Below are 16759 nucleotides of genomic sequence, written 5' to 3'. Positions count from 1 at the left end.
GAGGTTGGCGGGCGCCTGGGCCTGTCAGCTTTACTGCCGGCTGTTGGCAACCGCTTCCTGGGCCATTTTCACGAGGTCTTCGCCGATGCGGGGCGTCCACTTCTCATAAACGGATTGGGTCGCCTCTACAAAGGCATCGTGTTGTTCCTGGGTCAATTCGGTGACCTGGACGCCACGTTCTTTAATGCCTGCCAGGGTGGCGTCAAGCTCGGCACGGGATTTCTCGATCTCCCATTCGCCTGCATCAACGGCAGCCTGCTTGAGCAATTCCTGGTCTTCCGGGCTGAACTGGCCCCAGACCTGGTTGCTGACCGCAAACACCAACGGGTCAGCCATGTAACGCCAGAGGGTCAGGTGCTGCTGGCCTACCTGGTCGATGCGGGCCACATCGAAGACCGACAGTGGGTTTTCCTGGCCGTCAACGGCGCCGGTGGTCAACGCTGGCTTGGCATCGGCCCAGCTCATCTGGGTCGGGTTGGCGCCCAGGGCGGTGAAGGTGTCCTGGAACAGGGGCGAGCCGACAACGCGGATTTTCAGGCCTTCCACATCGGAGGGTTCGTGGATCGCCCGCTTGGAGTTGGACAACTCCCGGAAGCCATTCTCACCCCAGGCCAGCGGGGTAACGCCGCGTTTTTCGATGGCCGCGAAGATGGCTTCGCCGGCCTCGCCCTGGGTAATGGCATCAATCGCGTCATAGTCCGGCATCAGGAAGGGCAATGAGAACAGATTCAGTTCTGGCACCTGGGGTGACCAGTTGATGGTAGAGCCCACGGCCATATCAATAATGCCGGATCGCATGGCGGAGAACTCTTTGGTCTGATCGCCTGAAACCAGCTGGGAGTTGCTGTAGATCTTCATATTGATACGCCCGTCAGAGCGCTCCTTCACCAGCTCAACCCACTTGTCGGCAGCTTGTCCCCAGGGAAAAGCCGAGGGCAGCACGGTTGATACGGTGTATTCGTCCTTGTACTGGGCGTGGGCGATGGAAGTGAATAACAGGGTAGCGGCGGCAGCGGCAATAAATGTGCGACGTTTCAGCATATCGGTATCCTTTTTATTGTCATTGGTACGGCAGTGGCCTGATCACAATTGGCATCTGCAGTAGGGGAGTATAGGAGGGGTTTTCCTCCGGCGGCAAAATAAAACCGTCATCACGCCAAACGCTCACCCCGCAATATCCCCACGGCTTGACGGGCATCGCCCAGCGCTTTCGCCAGCGCGGCCAGAATGTCTCTCGAGGCTACTGACCCTTGCGGAGAAAAGCAATCAGGCAGCGGGTGAGGTCAGGGGATGAGCGGTCAGAACCAGAGATCGCCGATGGGGGTGTCCGGACTGAAATGATACTGGATCTGGGCTTGCAACAACTCCGCTGAGGCCAGGGCGTCTGTCAGGGCATGGTGCGGTGGGTAATGGGGTAAACCGTAGCGGCTGCGGCTGTCGCCCAGGCGTATGGAAAGTGGTGCTTTACCGCGCAGACGGCCAAACCAGTTGGGTTGCCGGTTCGGGTGCAGGTGGGCTTCTATGGCCATGGTATCCAGCACCGGGAACTCAATGCCCTCCTTTAAACGCCACCTTAAGGCCACATCCAGAAAAGGTCGCTCAATGCCCCGGTGATGTACCACCACAACCTTACCCGCCAGTGCTGTCAGTAAGTCATCCAGGACCTCGGACAAATCCGGGGCCGCGTTGATGTCGCTGTGGGTGATGCCGTGAATGGTAATGGAACCTTTGTGCAGGGGCAGCGGAGGCCGCACCACCCAGTGTCGGGCGTCACGGCAGCGAATGCGACTGAGCGACATGGGCACCAGACCAATACTGACAATGGAGTGGGTGTGGGGATCAAGCCCGGTGGTTTCAAAATCCAGAGCGACCATGGGCACCTCGGATATTGGCGTTTCCGGTGCCACCGTGCCAGCCTCATAAAACGCTTTCAGGCGGGGGTCCTTCGTCTGCTCGCTGAGCAGCTTCAAACGTGCTGGCCAGTCGATCACTGCCAAACGGTCGATGGGGTTGCCGGAGGTATCAGGTAGCGTCATTACTGGAGGCTTCGTGCTGCTGGGGCATGGTATCGGTAGCGCAAAAATTTCTGGCCACTGCTGAGTATCTGAAAGGCATCCTTGAGGTTGCGTCGCTCGAACGTTGACAGGTCCTCCGGGCGGACGTTGTTGTCCGGTTGCTGGCCGGCCTCGATGGCAGCAGCCTGGTGCCGTATCCGCACGATTGCAATGAACTCCATCGCGTCCCGCAGGTTCTCGACGCTGCCGTGGGGCAGCAGCTGAGTTTCAGCAATGGCGCGCAACCGGGCAAAGGAATTCTGGGCCTTGGAGCCGCAGGCCAGTGCGTGCACGCGGATCAGATCGGATAGCGGCGCGGTGCCGCGACGCTTGAGGTTAATGGTATCGTTCTGTTTGCCGTCCTGCTCCATCACAAAGGTGCGGAAAAAACCCAGCGGCGGAGTGCGGTTCAGGGCGTTGCGGGCCAGTAAAGCGAGAAAACGCTGGCTCTTTTGGGCTTTCTCCGCAACCAGGGTTTTCAATTGCTCGGTGTAAACGGTATTACCGTAGATGCCCTCAAGATCGAAGAAGATGTTGCTATTTAACAGTGCTTCTGCCTTGGGATTGTCAATCCAGTCAGTGAAATAACTCTTCCAGACACTCAGTGGCTGCCGCCATTTGGTGTTGGTGGCCATGATGTCGCCGGTGCAGTAGGTGTACCCACAGGAGGCTAAACCGTCGCTGACAAATTTCGCCAGTGCCTTGAAGTATTCGTCGTGCTCGGCCGGATCAAAGCTGTCGTCCAGCACCATGGCGTTGTCCTGATCGGTAACGACGAGTTGTTCGTCCCGGGCCATGGAACCCAGCGCCATGAAGCAATAGGGTACGGGTGGTGGCCCCAGTTTTTCCTCGCCGAGGGCCAGTAAACGCTGGCAGAAGCTGCGACCGATACCGGCCATCGCACTGCCGATCATATGGGAGTTGGCGTCTTCGTTAACCATGCGCACATAGCTGTCACGGACATCTTTGCTGACCGCTATCAGGCCCTGCACATTCTTCTGACGGAAAATGTTACTGACGACAAACAGGGTACTCTGGGATTCGTACTTTACGATATCCGACAGACCGATAATGCCTCGGGGCTCACCATTGTGCACCACGGGCAGGTGGTGAATGTTGTTATGCAGCATCAACAGCATGGCCTCGAATATAAACGCTTCGGAGTTGATGGTGATCAGGCCTTCGGTCATGATGTCTGCAACGGGCGTTTCTGAAGGCAGAGCTTCCGTGAGTGCTCGGGTACGCAGGTCACGGTCGGTGATGATGCCCTTCATGACCGGCTTGCTGCCGGATTCGTCCATCAGTAGCAGCGCTGATACGCCATGCTCGGTCATGATGCGGGCGGCTTCCTGCAATCTTACGGTAGCAGGTGCGGAAACCGTCTCCCGTGAGAGCAGCCGGGTCACTTTGGCGGTCATCAGATTGCTGGATTTGCCCTGTCGCTCGACTGCTGTGCGCAGGCGGGTGCGGTCTTCGATCTCGACAAAATCCGCGAAGCTGTCCTCGGTCTCCCAGAGTTCCTGAAACTCTGCTGCCGGAATGCAGTAGATCAGCGTGTCTTCCAGAGCCTTGGCGGGGAAACGCACCATCTTGCCCATCATCAGGCCGAACTGGCCGAAGATATCGCCTTCGGTGAGGCGGTTGTAAAGTTCACCGGAGCGCCGAAACACTTCAACTGCGCCGCTGCGAATGTAGTTCAGGTCGGTGCTGGACTGGCCAAATTCCAGAATGGTCGAGCCTGCACGGTAATAGGCGACTTCCACCTGCGTGACAAGTCGGTCCAGAATGGCGTCCGGCAGTTGGTCAAAAGGCTCATGTTGGGCCAGATGGTTGCGGATTTCGATGAGTTCGGCTTGCATGATCCGTCCCTGTTTGGGTGAGCTGGCTTAAATTAACCGCTGCAGTCGGCGAGCGCAAATCGTGCATTCCCTTATGCCAGCGGTAATACTACCCGAACGCAGAGTCCGGAGTGTCCGTCAGCCCGCCCATCCAATACCAGCGAGCCACGGTGCAATTGAGTGATGCGTTGCGCAATGGCCAGCCCCAGACCGGCCCCGCTGCCTTTGCGCTGGTCAAGCCTCACGTAGCGATCCAGGGCACGTGCCCGTTCCGCCTTGTCGATGCCGGGGCCGGAATCACAGATCATCAGCTCGCAGTGTTGTGGAAACTTTTGCAACGAGACGTCGATGGCAGAATTGCAGGGACTGTGCTGGATAGCGTTGGATACCAGGGCGCGGATCAACGAAGCAATAAGGGCCTCGTTGCAGTTTACCCGGCAGGCGGAGGGGGCGTCTTCGAAGGACAGCTCAATGGTATGCGCTATCGCCAGTGGCGCAATGTCGGCAAGCGTGTCTACCACAAGAGCTCCCAGGTCTGTCGGTGTGGTGCTTGATGAAAACTCCGGCTCTACTCTTGCCAGTTGCAGCATTTGCTCGACCAGATGGGACATCCGGTCAACCGACTCCAGCAAAGCACCGAAGGTTTCCGGCTGCACCGGCAGGGCCTGTTCGAGGTTGAGCCGCAGGGCGGCAAGGGGGGTTCTGAGTTCATGGGCGGCGTCGGCCGTGAAACGGCGCTCCCGTTCAAGGGTGTCATCCAGTTTTAGCAACAGCCCGTTAACCGCTCCGACCAGACTGCGCACTTCATGGGGTGCCATTGACTCATCCAGGGGTTGGATGGTTTCCGGTGCCATGGTCCGGACCCGTTGTTCAAGGCGGGCCAGGGGGCGGAAAGACCAGCGTATTGCCAGCCCAATGGCGAGCACCAGAACCGGCAGCACCAGCAACAATGGCAAGGTGTTACCCAGGGCCAGCTCACGGCTCAGCTCCTGACGAATGTCGTCGCGCTGGGCCGAGCGGATAAAAAAGCCGGACTGCGGGTCCTGAATCAGAAACGTGCGCCAGCGGAAGCCCTCGCTTTCTATCCAGCCAAAGCCGGGGGCCAGGCTGGGAGACCCGGCTTCCCTGCGTGAGGATTCCAGCAACGGCTCTCCTGTCGGAGACCAGACCTGGAAAGCTATTTTCTTTTCATATTTATGGCCCCGGCCGTTGGGCAGAACCTCATTGCTGTCCTCCTCATCCGTAACGGGCGTCTGCAACAAAGTGTCCTGCAGGATTTCCCGGAGCTTTTCGGGCGACTGGTCTGTTTGAAGGTCTCGCACCAGACCCTGGACGATGCGGGTATTCTGGGCCAGCTCCGCATCAAAAATTTCCTCCAGCTCGTGGTTACTCTCGATGTAGCTCCAGGCCGCAGCGACCAGTGCCAGCAGAAGCACCAGTACGGTTACCGTAATGGTGAGGGTCCGGGTCATAGACATGATGTGGGATCACACTCGGCCGCTACTTTTGAGTCCAGCATGTAGCCGACGCCGCGAACGGTTCTGATCAGGGGCTTGCCGAGCCGCTTGCGCAGGTGGTGTATATGGACCTCCAAGGCGTTGCTCTCCACGCCTGCATCCCAACCATAGAGCTGATCCTCAAGTCGCCGGCGGGTGGCGACGCGGTTCGGGTGCCGCATGAGGTAATACAATATCTGGAACTCCGTCGGTGACAGCGCCACCGGCCGGGCATCCACCGTCAATTCGCTGGTGGCAGGATCCACCACCAACCTGCCAACGCGCAGGGTGGCGCTGGCGTTGCCGTCGGAGCGTCTGCGTATGGCGCGTATACGGGCGTTAAGCTCGTCCATGGCAAAAGGTTTGGTGAGATAATCGTCGGCGCCCGCGTCCAGGCCAGACAATTTGTCGCTCAGGTCGGCGCGGGCGGTGAGAATGATCACCGGTGTTTTGACGCCCTGGGCGCGGGCACTGTGCAACACCGTAAGGCCGTCCTTGAATGGCAAGCTAAGATCGAGAATCACAATATCAAAGCTTTCATTGAGCAGCGCACTTTCGGCTTGATGGCCGTCATCCAGCCAGTCGACAGTATGGTTCTGGCGCAGCATGGTCGCGATGGTTCGACCCAGCAGCGGGTCGTCTTCAACCAGCAGTATTCTCACGACGAAGTCCTTGGTCTGTGGCGTGTCATCAGAGTGGCCAGTGAAATAGAGCGGCCAGTGCAATCATGAAGGTGTCGATGTTTTCATGCCCACCTTAAGTTTCATTTAAGACAGCAAGGCTAGTCTCGGGGCATGAAACCTGAGGAGCCGTGCCCGATGTTTGACACCCCTGTGCCCTTTATCCTGGATACCGCACCGCCTAACGGTGTGGTTGCCACCACCCGTACCGGGAATCAGACCCTCTATGCCGTGCGGACGCCCGGTGCTGCCCGCAGCCGCATTGAAACATTTATCCGTGAGCGTTTCTGGCAAGCATTCACAGCGACGCCGGTTATTCGTGTGCCCGAACTGGTGGCGTTGTGCGATCCACAGAACACGCTGCTCGCGGCAGTCGGTTTGCGCAGTGCCTCGACTGGCCGGCTATTTCTGGAAGATTACCTTAATCAGCCATTGGATGTGGTCATTTCAGCGCTGAGCCCTTGTCGCCGTGATCAGATTGTCGAAATTGCACATCTGGCGGGTGTTCAGCGTGGGGTAAGCCGCTCTCTGTTTCCTGCCCTTACACTCTTACTCCACGGGCGGGGTGTCCAATGGGTGGCATTTACCGGCACTCGCTCACTGCGTGTCAGCTTCGAGCGCCTGGGAGTGAAAACGCTCAGTCTCGGTATCGCGGACCCGAGCCGACTGCCCGATGGCGGTCAAGGCTGGGGCGATTACTATGAGCATCAACCTGAGGTACTGATTTCCCATCTGCCGTCGGGGTATCAGATCCTGGCGGACAAGGGTCTTTTCCGGGGCGTTGAGCTCCTGGCATCGGAGGACATACCCCATGCACTCATTGCCTGAGGTACTGGAACACCACGCCAGTCAGATCGGGGATCACCCCGCGCTGCAGGACATCCGGACCAGCTACAGCTATTCCGAACTTTGGTACTGGGCAAACCTCCTGGCCGACGAACTGCGTGGCCGAAAGGTGCATCGTCTGGGCCTGGCCGGCGACAACTCCCCGGCGTGGGTTGCCGTGGATATTGCTTGTCGCGTGGCGGGCATCACCTGTGTGCCGATACCGGTTTTCTTCTCATCCCGGCAGGTATCCCACATAGGCCAGAGTGCCGGTTTAGACGCTGTGGTTTCGGATGATCCCGCGCTACTGGCCGGTTTTGAAGCCCCGGTTGAACCACTCACACCCAAGGTCTGGTTTTGTGCGCTGCCAGGTTCAGCGAATGCCACTTCGGACCTGGGTGATATCGCCAGGATTACCTTCACCTCCGGCAGTACCGGTAGCCCGAAAGGTGTCTGTCTGACGGCACAACATCTGGACCAGACGGTTTTTGCGTTGCGTGCACGGCTGGCTGACCTGCGCCTGCAGCGGCACCTGTGCGTGCTGCCACTGGCCACTTTGCTCGAGAATATTGCCGGTGTTTACCTGCCGCTGATGATGGGCGCGACAGTGGTGATCCGAAGACTGTCGGATCTGGGTTTTACCGGCAGCAGCCAGCTGGAGGTTGGTCGCCTGATGGCGGCTTTTGAGGAGGTTTTACCGGAGTCCGCCATCCTGGTGCCGGAAATTGCGCATCAGCTGGTGGCGAGTGTACGGGCCGGGCGCGAATTGCCAGCCAGTCTGCGATTCCTGGCCGTCGGTGGTGGCAAGGTGTCCCCGGCGTTGCTGGCCGAGGCAACCGTTTTGGGGCTGCCGCTTTACGAAGGTTATGGGCTATCGGAGTGCGGTTCTGTTGTCGCTCTGAATGTACCCGGCTGCCATCGCCCGGGCTCGGTGGGCAAGCCGCTGTGCCACGTAGGCGTCACCGTCAAGGACCGGGGCCGGATTGTCGTCGCCGGTAGCGTCTTTGGCGGCTATCTGGACCAGGGCCGCTATCGCGAGACGACAGTGGACACCGGGGATCTTGGCTACCTGGATGCGGACGGCTATCTGTACGTCAATGGCCGAAGCAAAAACCTGCTGATTACCAGCTTCGGCCGCAACATCAACCCCGAATGGCTGGAGAGCGAACTCAAGTGCCTTCCGGACCTGTTGCAGTGCCTGGTGTTCGGCGATGGCGAGCCCCGGCCCCATGGCCTTGTCGTGGTCCCTCCGGGAACGGATATTGACGCGCTGGTGGCTGGCGTCCAAGACCTCAATGCCACCCTGCCGGATTACGCCAGACTTCAGGATATTTACATAGGCACCACCCCCTTCAGTCATGACAACGGCTACCTGACCGCGAACGGTCGTCTCAAGCGCTCGGCCATTATCGAGAATTTTGACGTCATCTTGCCCAGTTGCAAGCGCCCAACGACCAGCCCATTACAAACAACACAAAGAGGTATTCACAATGAAGTTTTTTGAAGCACTGCAAAGCGAAACCCGAGACGCTCGCGGCCACGTAATGACGGCTCCGGTTTTGGCGGCGGTGGCCGGAGGACAGTTTGATCTTGGCGGTTATCAGCACTTTCTGGTGCAGGCTTACCATCATGTGAAACACACAGTGCCGCTGATGATGGCTTGCGGTGCGCGCTTGCCGGAACGGCTCGAATTTGTGCGGGAAGCGCTGGTGGCATACATCCAGGAAGAATATGGCCACCACGAGTGGATCCTGGATGATCTTCGCGCTACCGGTGCGGATGTGGACGCGATCAGACACGGTGAGCCGGAACTGCCCGTTCAGCTGATGGTGTGCTATCTCTATGACCAGATTGCCCGGGGCAACCCCATGAGTTTTTTTGGCATGGTTCAGGTCCTTGAAGGCTCCAGCATTGAACTGGCAACCCCGATGGGGCAACAGGTCCAGAAGCAGCTCAAACTGCCGGACCAGGCCTTCAGTTACCTGTATTCCCACGGTGCCCTGGATATCGGCCATTTTGACTTCTACCGCACCCTGATGGACCAGATCACCTGTCCTGAGGACCAGGCTGCCATTATTGAGTCCGCTCGAGTGGTGTACCGGTTGTACGGTGACATGTTGCGGGGCATACCGCTGCAGCAGGCTGCCGGGGAGCGTCGCCATGCAACTGCGTGACCGGACATTTCTGTTGCTGGGCGGCTCCGGTGGAATCGGCCGGGCTCTGGCGACCCGGTTGGCCGGGGCAGGCGTTAAGCTGGTCATTGCCAGCCGGGAACCTGACAAACTGGAGCCACAAGGCGACGATAGCCATTCGGTAATGCTGGATTTGGCGGCCCCGAATCTCGACCAGCAGTTGCAGCGGGTGTCGGAGCAGTTCCCTGACATAGACGGTGTGATTCACTGCGCGGGCCAAAACCTCTTTCAGCTTCTCGAAGCCACCGATGTGACGTCGATTGACCGGATGCTGGCGGTTAACCTTCGCAGCAATATTCTGGTAGCCCGCCACTTTGTGCCAAAGTTTCGTGCCCTGGGCCGGGGTAACCTGGCGTTTGTAGGGTCAACCTTCGGCAGCATTGGCTTCCCCGGCTATTCTGTGTACAGCGCCACCAAATTCGGGGTGCGGGGCTTTTCGGAAGCCCTGCGTCGGGAGCTGGCGGACAGCCCGATCGGGGTTCACTACATTGCGCCACGGGCCACCCGAACCGGCATGAACAGTGCGGGGGTGGATGCGCTGAATCAAGCCCTGGGCAACACCATGGATCCACCAGAGCGGGTCGCCAGCCAGATCATGCAGGTATTGCTCAAAGACCGGCGCCGGGCTTATCTCGGCTGGCCGGAAAAACTTTTTGTCCACGTCAACGGTTTGCTGCCCCGGCTGGTCGATGCGGTGATGCGCAAACAGCTGCCCACCATTCGTCAATTCCTCACTGCTGGAGATAAATCATGATCTATCGGTTGTTATTGCTGATGCTGGTAAGCGTGCCGGCAGTGTTGGCCCATGGGGCCGATATTGAAACGGACCTGGCTGCGGTGCAGACAGAATGGGCGATTACCCAGTATGAAATCGGGGACGACCAGAAGGACAAGGCATTCGAGAACCTGGTCAGTCATGCCAGGCAAGTTGTGAAAAAGTATCCGGGCCATGCCGAACCGCTGGTCTGGCAGGGCATTGTGCTGAGCACTTACGCGGGCCACAAAGGGGGCCTGGGCGCTCTGGGTCTGGCCAAGGAAGCGCGCCAGGCATTCGAAGCCTCACTGAAGCTGGATGACACCGCGTTGGGCGGATCCGCCCATACCTCGCTCGGGACGCTTTACTCCAAAGTGCCGGGCTGGCCGCTGGGCTTTGGTGATGACGACAAGGCCGAGGCGCACCTGCGGGCAGGTTTGAACATGAATCCGGAAGGGATCGATGCCAACTACTTCTTTGCCGAGTTTCTGAAGGATCAGGGCCAGCCGAAGCGGGCGCTGGTTTATTACCAAAAGGCCTATCAGGCACCGGCCAGGCCTGACCGGCCGCTGGCGGATCGGGGCCGCCGACATGAAATTGAGGCCCGCCTGGAAGAGCTGGGGTACAGCGGACCGCTGACCGGGCAGCTTCAATGAGCTGATAAACTTCGGTATAAGTGCGGGTTGATGTGTGTACCGGAGATTTGACATGGCGCTGAAACACACCCGGCCACTGAGTTTATTGATTGACCACTGGCAGGGCGGTTGATAGCCTTGCGTCACTTTTTCAGGTGCTTTCGCCCAATGCGTGCGCGAGTGAAACGGGAAGTCGGTGATAATCCGACACTGCCCCCGCAACGGTAATTGAGTGTAGGACGGTTGGAAGCGCCACTGTGCCAGCAGGCATGGGAAGGTGACCGCCCCGGGATTTACATCCCCCTCATAAGTCCGGAGACCGGCCTGGAAAACACCAAGCGTTGCGGTGGGCGACTGTGGTGGGTGATATTCCGGTTCCGCGTCCCCGACACCAGTCTACCGCCTGCCCCCTCCTTGCCTGTTCCGCAACACCACCCTGATTCCCGTGCGGGTGCGCACGGTGTGCGGAGCAAAGAATAATGTCTGTTAAGCCTTCCTTTCCTGCCCTGGCCACAGCGGCGTCATTGATAACTCTGCCGGCTCTGGTTTTCGGCCAGAGTGACGGATACCCGGATACACTCGATCCAATTGTTGTGACTGCGACTTTGGGACCAAGGACGGTGGGCGAGAGCCTGTCGTCCGTCACCATGGTCGACGAAGAGGAAATTCGGCGCCAACAACCGAAAGAATTTCGTGAACTGATCGAGTCACAACCGGGCATTACGGTCTCTGGAAACGGCTCATTCGGAAAGCAGACGGGTGTTTTCATTCGCGGGCACTCCTCCGATGCCACGGTGCTATTGGTTGATGGTGTGCGGATTCGTTCGGCGACGGTGGGTGGGCCGGCCTGGCAATACTTACCGCCGCAATTGCTGAACCGGGTGGAGATTGTTCGTGGCAGCCGCAGCAGTTTGTATGGTGCGGATGCGGTAGGCGGGGTTGTGCAGGCATTTACGCTCCCCCGAGCTCGAGGAAACCGGGGCTGGATCGAGGCAGGGGGCGGAAACTTCGACAGTCAGCAGTATGGTGGGGGATTCTCCTCGGTCACTGACCAAACCAGTGTCAGTCTCGGTGCCAATTACTTCCGCACGGACGGTGCGCCAGTGATAGCCGGTGGCGACGATAAGGGCTACGACAACCTGTCTGGCGTCGCCAGTGCACGTCACGAATTCGATAATGGTATCAAGACGGGGCTCAGTTTTCTCAGCGCCGAAGGTAACACTGAATATGAGGGTGGTGAGGAGGATTTCCATTTCCAGACCGCGGGTGTCAATCTGGATGTGCCGATCACTGCCAACTGGCGGACTTCGCTACATCTGGCAGATGCCCGTGATGAGTTGGAGGATTTCAGTTCGTTCCCCGGGATTTTCAATACGCGTACGAGAAGCTCCCGCATTGAAAACTGGTTGACTGCGGGCACCCATGAATTTGTTATCGGCGCAGAGTATCTGGTCGATAAAGTCGAGAGTACTATCGCTTACGAAGAGAGTAGTCGTTCCAATGAAGCCTTTTTTGGCCAGGCATTGCTGAATTTTGGTCGCACTGATTTGCACCTCAGCCTGCGTAGTGACGACAACGAAGCTTACGGAACGGAAGCAACCTGGGGCGCAGCTATTGGTTACAAGTTCGATGCCCATCACCGTGTCCGTGCCAGTGCCGGAACTTCTTTCAAGGCCCCCTCGTTCAATGATCTGTATTTTCCCGATTTCGGTAACCCGGATCTCGAGCCGGAAGAGGCCAGTAGCTATGAGACCGGTATTGAGGGCCGTTACACAAGCTGGTTCTGGGACCTGGCGGTGTACCAGAGTGATGTCGAAGACCTGTCGTTGCCCTCCCAGAATCAGGCCGGGAGTGTCCCCGAAGCCCGGCTGAGAGGTATTGAGCTGAGCAGTGGTTGGGAACAGGATGGTTGGTTTCTGAACGCGGTGGCATCGGCAGGTGATTTTGAAGACGAGGGAACAGGGCGCCAGCTGGCCCGTCGTGCGGAGCGGTCTGTCCGTCTTGACCTGGACAAACAAATTGGAGTGTGGAGCTTCGGTACAACGGTCCGGGCCGAAAGCCACCGATACGAAGATATTTATGACTTTTCATCGATGACCACGATTCGTGAGCGCATTGCCGGTTTCGGAGTATGGGATCTGCGGGCCAGCAAGGCCCTGGCACCTGGCTGGCAGGCATTCCTTACAGTGGATAATGTTCTGGATAACAAGTACGCCACGGCCAAGCGCTTTGATAACACCAATTTTATTGCCGCCGGCCGGACCTTCATGGCCTCCATACGCTATGATTTCCAGCAGTAAGCTTGTTGATCGGAAAGGCGGCAATCTCCCATGAGGCGTCTCGGGCCCGTTGTGCTGTTTGCCCTGGCTGTGCTTGCGCCCCTGTCGGTAATGGCGACGGGCCCGTGTGCCCGCGACGCGCTCGACAGTGAGGTGTGCCTGGCCGGTCCTGCTGAAAGGGTTGTATCGCTCTCGCCCGGCGCCACCGAACTATTGTTCTCCGCCGGCGCCGGGGCAAAGGTGGTCGCGGTCAGTGCCTGGAGTGATTTTCCGGCCGAGGCTGCTGAGTTACCCCGGGTGGGAAACAGCAACCGGCTGGATCTGGAGGCGATCGTTTCACTGGCACCGGATCTGGTCGTGGCCTGGATTGATGGCAACTCCCGCAGCCAGCTTGAGCGGGTGTCGGATCTTGGCATTCCGGTGTTCTGGCTTGCCCCGCGGGCGTTTGAGGACATTGCCCGGGCGGTTGAGAATCTGGCGGCGTTGACCGGTGAACCCGCTTTGGGAAAAACGCGTGCAGAATCTTTTCGTGAAGGGATTGCCAGTATCGAGTCCAGGTATGTCGACGCCCGGCCGGTCCGGGTGTTTTATCAGATCTGGGACCAACCGCTGATGACCGTGAACCGGGAGGAACTGATCAGCAAGGCGATCGAGGTGTGCGGGGGCGTCAATGTCTTTGGGCATTTGCCGAGACTGGTACCCCGAATCAGCCGGGAAGCAGTGCTGGCAGCCAACCCGGATGCCATTGTGACGGCCGGGCAGACCGGCAACCTCCAGTGGCTGGAGGACTGGCAGCAATTCCCCGGCCTGACCGCAGTTGCAGCCGGTAACCTGTTTCTGGAGCCGCCCGATCTGCTGGCGCGGCCAACGCTGCGCATAGTGGAAGGTGCCAGACACCTGTGCCAGACCCTGGAGCAGGCTCGTGCCAATCTCTGACTTCATCAAACCCATGCTGGTCCTTGTGCTGGTGAGCCTGGCGGCGGGTGTGCTGTCGGTCAGCATTGGCAGTACGGCCATTGATCTTGAGGATACCTTGCGAGTGCTGACCGGCGGCGGCGGTGCGCTGCAGCAAACCCTCATTCTCGAGCTTCGGCTGCCCCGGACTCTGGTCGCCTTTGCGACCGGCGGCTTGCTGGCGGTGGCCGGTGCGCTCATGCAGGTGCTGTTGCGAAACCCTCTGGCCGACCCCTATGTGCTCGGGTTGTCCGGCGGTGCCGCTGTCGGTGCGATGCTGGCAATGCTGGCCGGAGTTGCCGGTTTTCTGGTGTCCGGTTCGGCCTTTGCCGGTGCCATGCTGGCGACGCTGCTGGTTTTTGGCCTGGCCCACGGCAGCGGAAGCTGGACACCTTCCCGCCTGCTGCTCACCGGTGTGGTGGTGGCCGCCGGCTGGGGCGCCGTCATTACCCTTATTCTGTCGATGACACCGGCCGGTCGGCTGCCGGGCATGTTGTACTGGCTCATGGGGGACCTTTCCCGTGCCACCACGCCCTGGCCCGGTCTGGTTATTCTGGTTCTGGTCTGCCTGCTGGTGTTTCCACTCGGGCGGGCACTGAATGTTCTGGCCCGTGGCTCATTGCAGGCCGCGGCACTCGGCGTATCGGTCCGGTCCCTGGAATGGTTTATCTATCTGATGGCCAGCCTGCTGACAGCGGTTGCCGTTACCATGGCCGGTGCTGTCGGATTTGTCGGTCTGGTGGTGCCCCATATGCTCCGGTTGGTGCTGGGCAATGATCAGCGGCTGATTCTGCCGGCCTGTGCGTTTGCCGGCGGCACTCTGCTGATGCTGGCGGACACCCTGGCCCGGGTGGTGATAGCGCCGGAACAGTTGCCCGTAGGCGTGATCACGGCATTGATTGGCGTTCCGACCTTTCTGTACCTGCTCTACCGGAGTCGGTAATGGCGATACTGACCACCGAAGAGCTGATTATCGACATTCCCGGGCGTGCTTCGGGTGCGCCCCTTAACCTGTCCATAGAGCCAGGGCAGGTCTGGGGCGTTCTTGGCCCCAACGGTGTGGGCAAAACCACATTGCTGCATACGCTGGCGGGTCTTCGGGTGCCCCGAAGCGGGCTGCTCCTGCTGGATGGCAAACCGCTCACGGACATCCGGCGCAAACTTGTTTCGCAACAGATGGGGCTGGTGTTCCAGGATCGGCAGGACGGCTTCCCGGCTACGGTGCTGGAAACGGCCCTGATCGGGCGTCACCCCTGGCTGTCATCCTGGCAGATGGAAAGTGGTGAAGACCTGGCGATTGCAGAGCATGCGCTGCAATCCCTTGATGTGATACATCTGAGGGACCGGCTGGTCAACACGCTTTCCGGGGGCGAGCGGCAGCGGGTGGCCATTGCCACGCTGATGACTCAGGCGCCGGGTATCTGGCTGCTGGACGAGCCCACCAATCATCTGGACCTGCAGCACCAGACCTCAGTGATGAAGCTGCTGCGCCGCCAGGCCGCATCCGGCCAGGCGGTATTCATGTGCCTGCACGACCTGAATCTGGCCGCCCGCTGGTGTGATCAGATCCTGCTGATGTTCCCTGACGGCCAGGCCTGCTGGGGACGAGCCCGGGATATGTTGATAACCACCGCGCTTGAGAAGTTGTTTGACCAGCGTCTGCTTACTGCAGAGCTGGACGGCTTTCCGGTGTTCGTGCCCGGCTAGGAGACTGCGAGGGTAAACTCCCGGTGCCTGAAATTCCTCTCAAATATCCAGCGGGCTGCTGATACCGCGTTCGTGAGTTCCAACAACATGGGTATATGTCTGTGTGGTGGAAATACCGTTGTGGCCCAGCAACTCCTGAATGCTGCGAATGTCTGTGCCCCGCGTTAGCAGGTTGGTGGCGAAGCGATGGTGGCAGGTATGGCAAATAATTTTAGAGCCATAGTTTAGGGAAGATCGACCGTGGAACATCAGAGCAGACGTTAGGCGTATGCAGAAGAAACCCGCGAAGCCATTCTTGAAACAGGCTATCGGCTTTTTAGCCGACAGCGGTTTAGTGGCACCTCCCTTGAAGCGATCGCATCGCGGGCGAGGGTAACCAAGAGTGCTGTGTACCACCATCAGAGGAGACCTACGATGAGTGAACTAAATCTCCAGGAACTTGAAAAAGTTGCGGAAACTTATGAAAAGCTCCTTGCTCCAGCGCTGTTTTCGGAGTGGGCACATCGGTTAGCCGACGCAGCCGAAATTCGGCAGGGCCAACACATCCTGGATGTGGCTTGTGGTACCGGAATACTCGCGCGAGTCATCGCTGAACGGGTTGGCACTGATGGGTCGGTGTCGGGGGTGGATGCCAATCCGGGTATGCTAGCCGTTGCGAACCGCATCGCTCCAGAGATTGAATGGCGTGAAGGTGACGCTGAGGCGTTGCCCTACGAGGATGCTAGCTTCGATGCTGTTCTCTGCCAGTTTGGGTTGATGCTCTTTTCTTCCCCCAAGACCGCTCTGCAAGAAATGCAGCGTGTCTTAAGGCCCGGGGGTAATCTGACGACAGCGGTGTTTGGCTCTCTGGACGACTTGCCTGACTATGCAGCTGTTGCTGAGGTGTACGAGCGCGTGGTCAATAAGTCAGTGGCGGATGCGCTTCGCATGCCATTTTCGATGGGTGACAGGGACGCGCTTGCGTCTGTGTTCGCCAATGCGGGCATCAGCTCGATAAAAATGGAGACGGAAGAGGGAACGGCCTGCTTTTCGAGCGTGAGGAATATGGTTTTGTCGGATGTAAAGGGATGGTTCCCGTTTGCCGGTATTCTCCTGGACGAGGACACCATCGAAGCCATTACCGAAGAAGCTGAAATAGCGCTGAAGGCGTTTCAGACCTCCGGCGGTACAGTAGAATTTCCGGTGCCGGTACACATAGTGACGGCAACGAAATCATGATCTTGCGGCAAGTCGTCAACATCGAGTGGTTTGCCACCCAATAACAACATGCGGCCGACGCTGGTACCTTGCGCGGCTGATGGCTGGCGTTGAGGCTGTAGAAAAACCCAAAATCCTCACCATCCAC

The 16759-nt window shown here is 58.8% G+C and carries 16 protein-coding genes, 1 pseudogene and 1 riboswitch; of the genes and pseudogenes, 11 read left to right on the top strand and 6 right to left on the bottom strand.

Annotated features, from left to right (window positions below; all coding sequences use genetic code 11):
• Window positions 1-30: 30 nt before the first annotated feature.
• From F6Y09_RS17340 to F6Y09_RS17320, 5 genes are all read right to left on the bottom strand, one after another.
• Entirely contained in the window at window positions 31-1041 is a 1011-nt protein-coding gene (locus tag F6Y09_RS17340; protein ID WP_152208192.1) for a DctP family TRAP transporter solute-binding subunit, read from the bottom strand.
• 257 nt (window positions 1042-1298) lie between these two features.
• Entirely contained in the window at window positions 1299-2036 is a 738-nt protein-coding gene (locus F6Y09_RS17335; protein WP_152208191.1) for a 3'-5' exonuclease, read from the bottom strand.
• Window positions 2036-3913, bottom strand: coding sequence for a putative nucleotidyltransferase substrate binding domain-containing protein (locus F6Y09_RS17330; protein ID WP_152208190.1), 1878 nt, complete (start codon window positions 3911-3913; stop codon window positions 2036-2038). Before F6Y09_RS17330 ends, F6Y09_RS17335 begins: the two co-directional genes overlap by 1 nt.
• 71 nt (window positions 3914-3984) lie before the next feature.
• On the bottom strand, window positions 3985-5370 hold the full coding sequence (locus F6Y09_RS17325; protein WP_152208189.1) for an ATP-binding protein: 1386 nt from the start codon (window positions 5368-5370) through the stop codon (window positions 3985-3987).
• Window positions 5361-6050 (bottom strand): response regulator transcription factor, encoded by a 690-nt coding sequence (locus F6Y09_RS17320; RefSeq protein WP_152208188.1) that lies wholly within the window; start codon window positions 6048-6050, stop codon window positions 5361-5363. Before F6Y09_RS17320 ends, F6Y09_RS17325 begins: the two co-directional genes overlap by 10 nt.
• Before the next feature lie 156 nt (window positions 6051-6206).
• Here F6Y09_RS17320 and F6Y09_RS17315 point away from each other — a divergent pair, with 156 nt between their 5' ends.
• The 9 genes from F6Y09_RS17315 to F6Y09_RS17275 all read left to right on the top strand — a co-directional run bounded on the left by F6Y09_RS17315 (window position 6207) and on the right by F6Y09_RS17275 (window position 15414).
• A complete protein-coding gene (locus F6Y09_RS17315; RefSeq protein ID WP_179959453.1) occupies window positions 6207-6896 on the top strand; it encodes a thermostable hemolysin in 690 nt (229 codons plus the stop codon).
• The gene (locus F6Y09_RS17310; RefSeq protein ID WP_152208187.1) at window positions 6880-8397 is read left to right on the top strand and encodes an AMP-binding protein; all 1518 of its coding nucleotides are present in this window, start codon (window positions 6880-6882) and stop codon (window positions 8395-8397) included. Before F6Y09_RS17315 ends, F6Y09_RS17310 begins: the two co-directional genes overlap by 17 nt.
• On the top strand, window positions 8384-9067 hold the full coding sequence (locus tag F6Y09_RS20375) for an iron-containing redox enzyme family protein (RefSeq protein ID WP_152208186.1): 684 nt from the start codon (window positions 8384-8386) through the stop codon (window positions 9065-9067). Before F6Y09_RS17310 ends, F6Y09_RS20375 begins: the two co-directional genes overlap by 14 nt.
• Complete coding sequence (locus tag F6Y09_RS17300; protein WP_152208185.1) at window positions 9054-9839, top strand: SDR family oxidoreductase; 786 nt, start codon at window positions 9054-9056, stop codon at window positions 9837-9839. The genes F6Y09_RS20375 and F6Y09_RS17300 overlap by 14 nt, the downstream gene beginning before the upstream one ends.
• Complete coding sequence (locus F6Y09_RS17295; RefSeq protein ID WP_152208184.1) at window positions 9836-10495, top strand: tetratricopeptide repeat protein; 660 nt, start codon at window positions 9836-9838, stop codon at window positions 10493-10495. Before F6Y09_RS17300 ends, F6Y09_RS17295 begins: the two co-directional genes overlap by 4 nt.
• A 115-nt stretch (window positions 10496-10610) precedes the next feature.
• Window positions 10611-10816: riboswitch (cobalamin riboswitch) on the top strand.
• 137 nt (window positions 10817-10953) lie between these two features.
• Window positions 10954-12774: a TonB-dependent receptor domain-containing protein gene (locus F6Y09_RS17290; protein ID WP_152208183.1), complete on the top strand. Its 1821-nt coding sequence runs from the start codon at window positions 10954-10956 to the stop codon at window positions 12772-12774.
• A 30-nt stretch (window positions 12775-12804) separates the two neighbouring features.
• Window positions 12805-13689 carry a cobalamin-binding protein gene (locus F6Y09_RS17285; protein WP_152208182.1) on the top strand — a complete coding sequence of 295 codons (885 nt, stop codon included), beginning with the start codon at window positions 12805-12807 and terminating at the stop codon, window positions 13687-13689.
• Complete coding sequence (locus tag F6Y09_RS17280) at window positions 13676-14650, top strand: FecCD family ABC transporter permease (RefSeq protein ID WP_152208181.1); 975 nt, start codon at window positions 13676-13678, stop codon at window positions 14648-14650. Before F6Y09_RS17285 ends, F6Y09_RS17280 begins: the two co-directional genes overlap by 14 nt.
• Window positions 14650-15414 carry an ABC transporter ATP-binding protein gene (locus tag F6Y09_RS17275; RefSeq protein WP_152208180.1) on the top strand — a complete coding sequence of 255 codons (765 nt, stop codon included), beginning with the start codon at window positions 14650-14652 and terminating at the stop codon, window positions 15412-15414. Before F6Y09_RS17280 ends, F6Y09_RS17275 begins: the two co-directional genes overlap by 1 nt.
• 39 nt (window positions 15415-15453) lie before the next feature.
• On the opposite strand, the gene F6Y09_RS17270 is transcribed toward F6Y09_RS17275, so the two are convergent.
• Entirely contained in the window at window positions 15454-15663 is a 210-nt protein-coding gene (locus F6Y09_RS17270) for a tyrosine-type recombinase/integrase (protein ID WP_246180581.1), read from the bottom strand.
• Window positions 15664-15705: 42 nt separating this feature from the next.
• On the opposite strand from F6Y09_RS17270, the pseudogene F6Y09_RS20895 reads away from it, so the two are divergent.
• Window positions 15706-15801, top strand: a pseudogene (locus tag F6Y09_RS20895) (TetR family transcriptional regulator); the annotation flags it as partial.
• Between the two features lie 27 nt (window positions 15802-15828).
• The gene (locus tag F6Y09_RS17260; protein WP_152208179.1) at window positions 15829-16632 is read left to right on the top strand and encodes a methyltransferase domain-containing protein; all 804 of its coding nucleotides are present in this window, start codon (window positions 15829-15831) and stop codon (window positions 16630-16632) included.
• Window positions 16633-16759: the final 127 nt, after the last annotated feature.

This window comes from Marinobacter changyiensis (assembly GCF_009193265.1).
GTDB classification, from domain to species: domain Bacteria; phylum Pseudomonadota; class Gammaproteobacteria; order Pseudomonadales; family Oleiphilaceae; genus Marinobacter; species Marinobacter changyiensis.
Note: the sequence above shows the minus strand (reverse complement) of the source record. Positions and strands in the feature narration are given on the sequence as shown.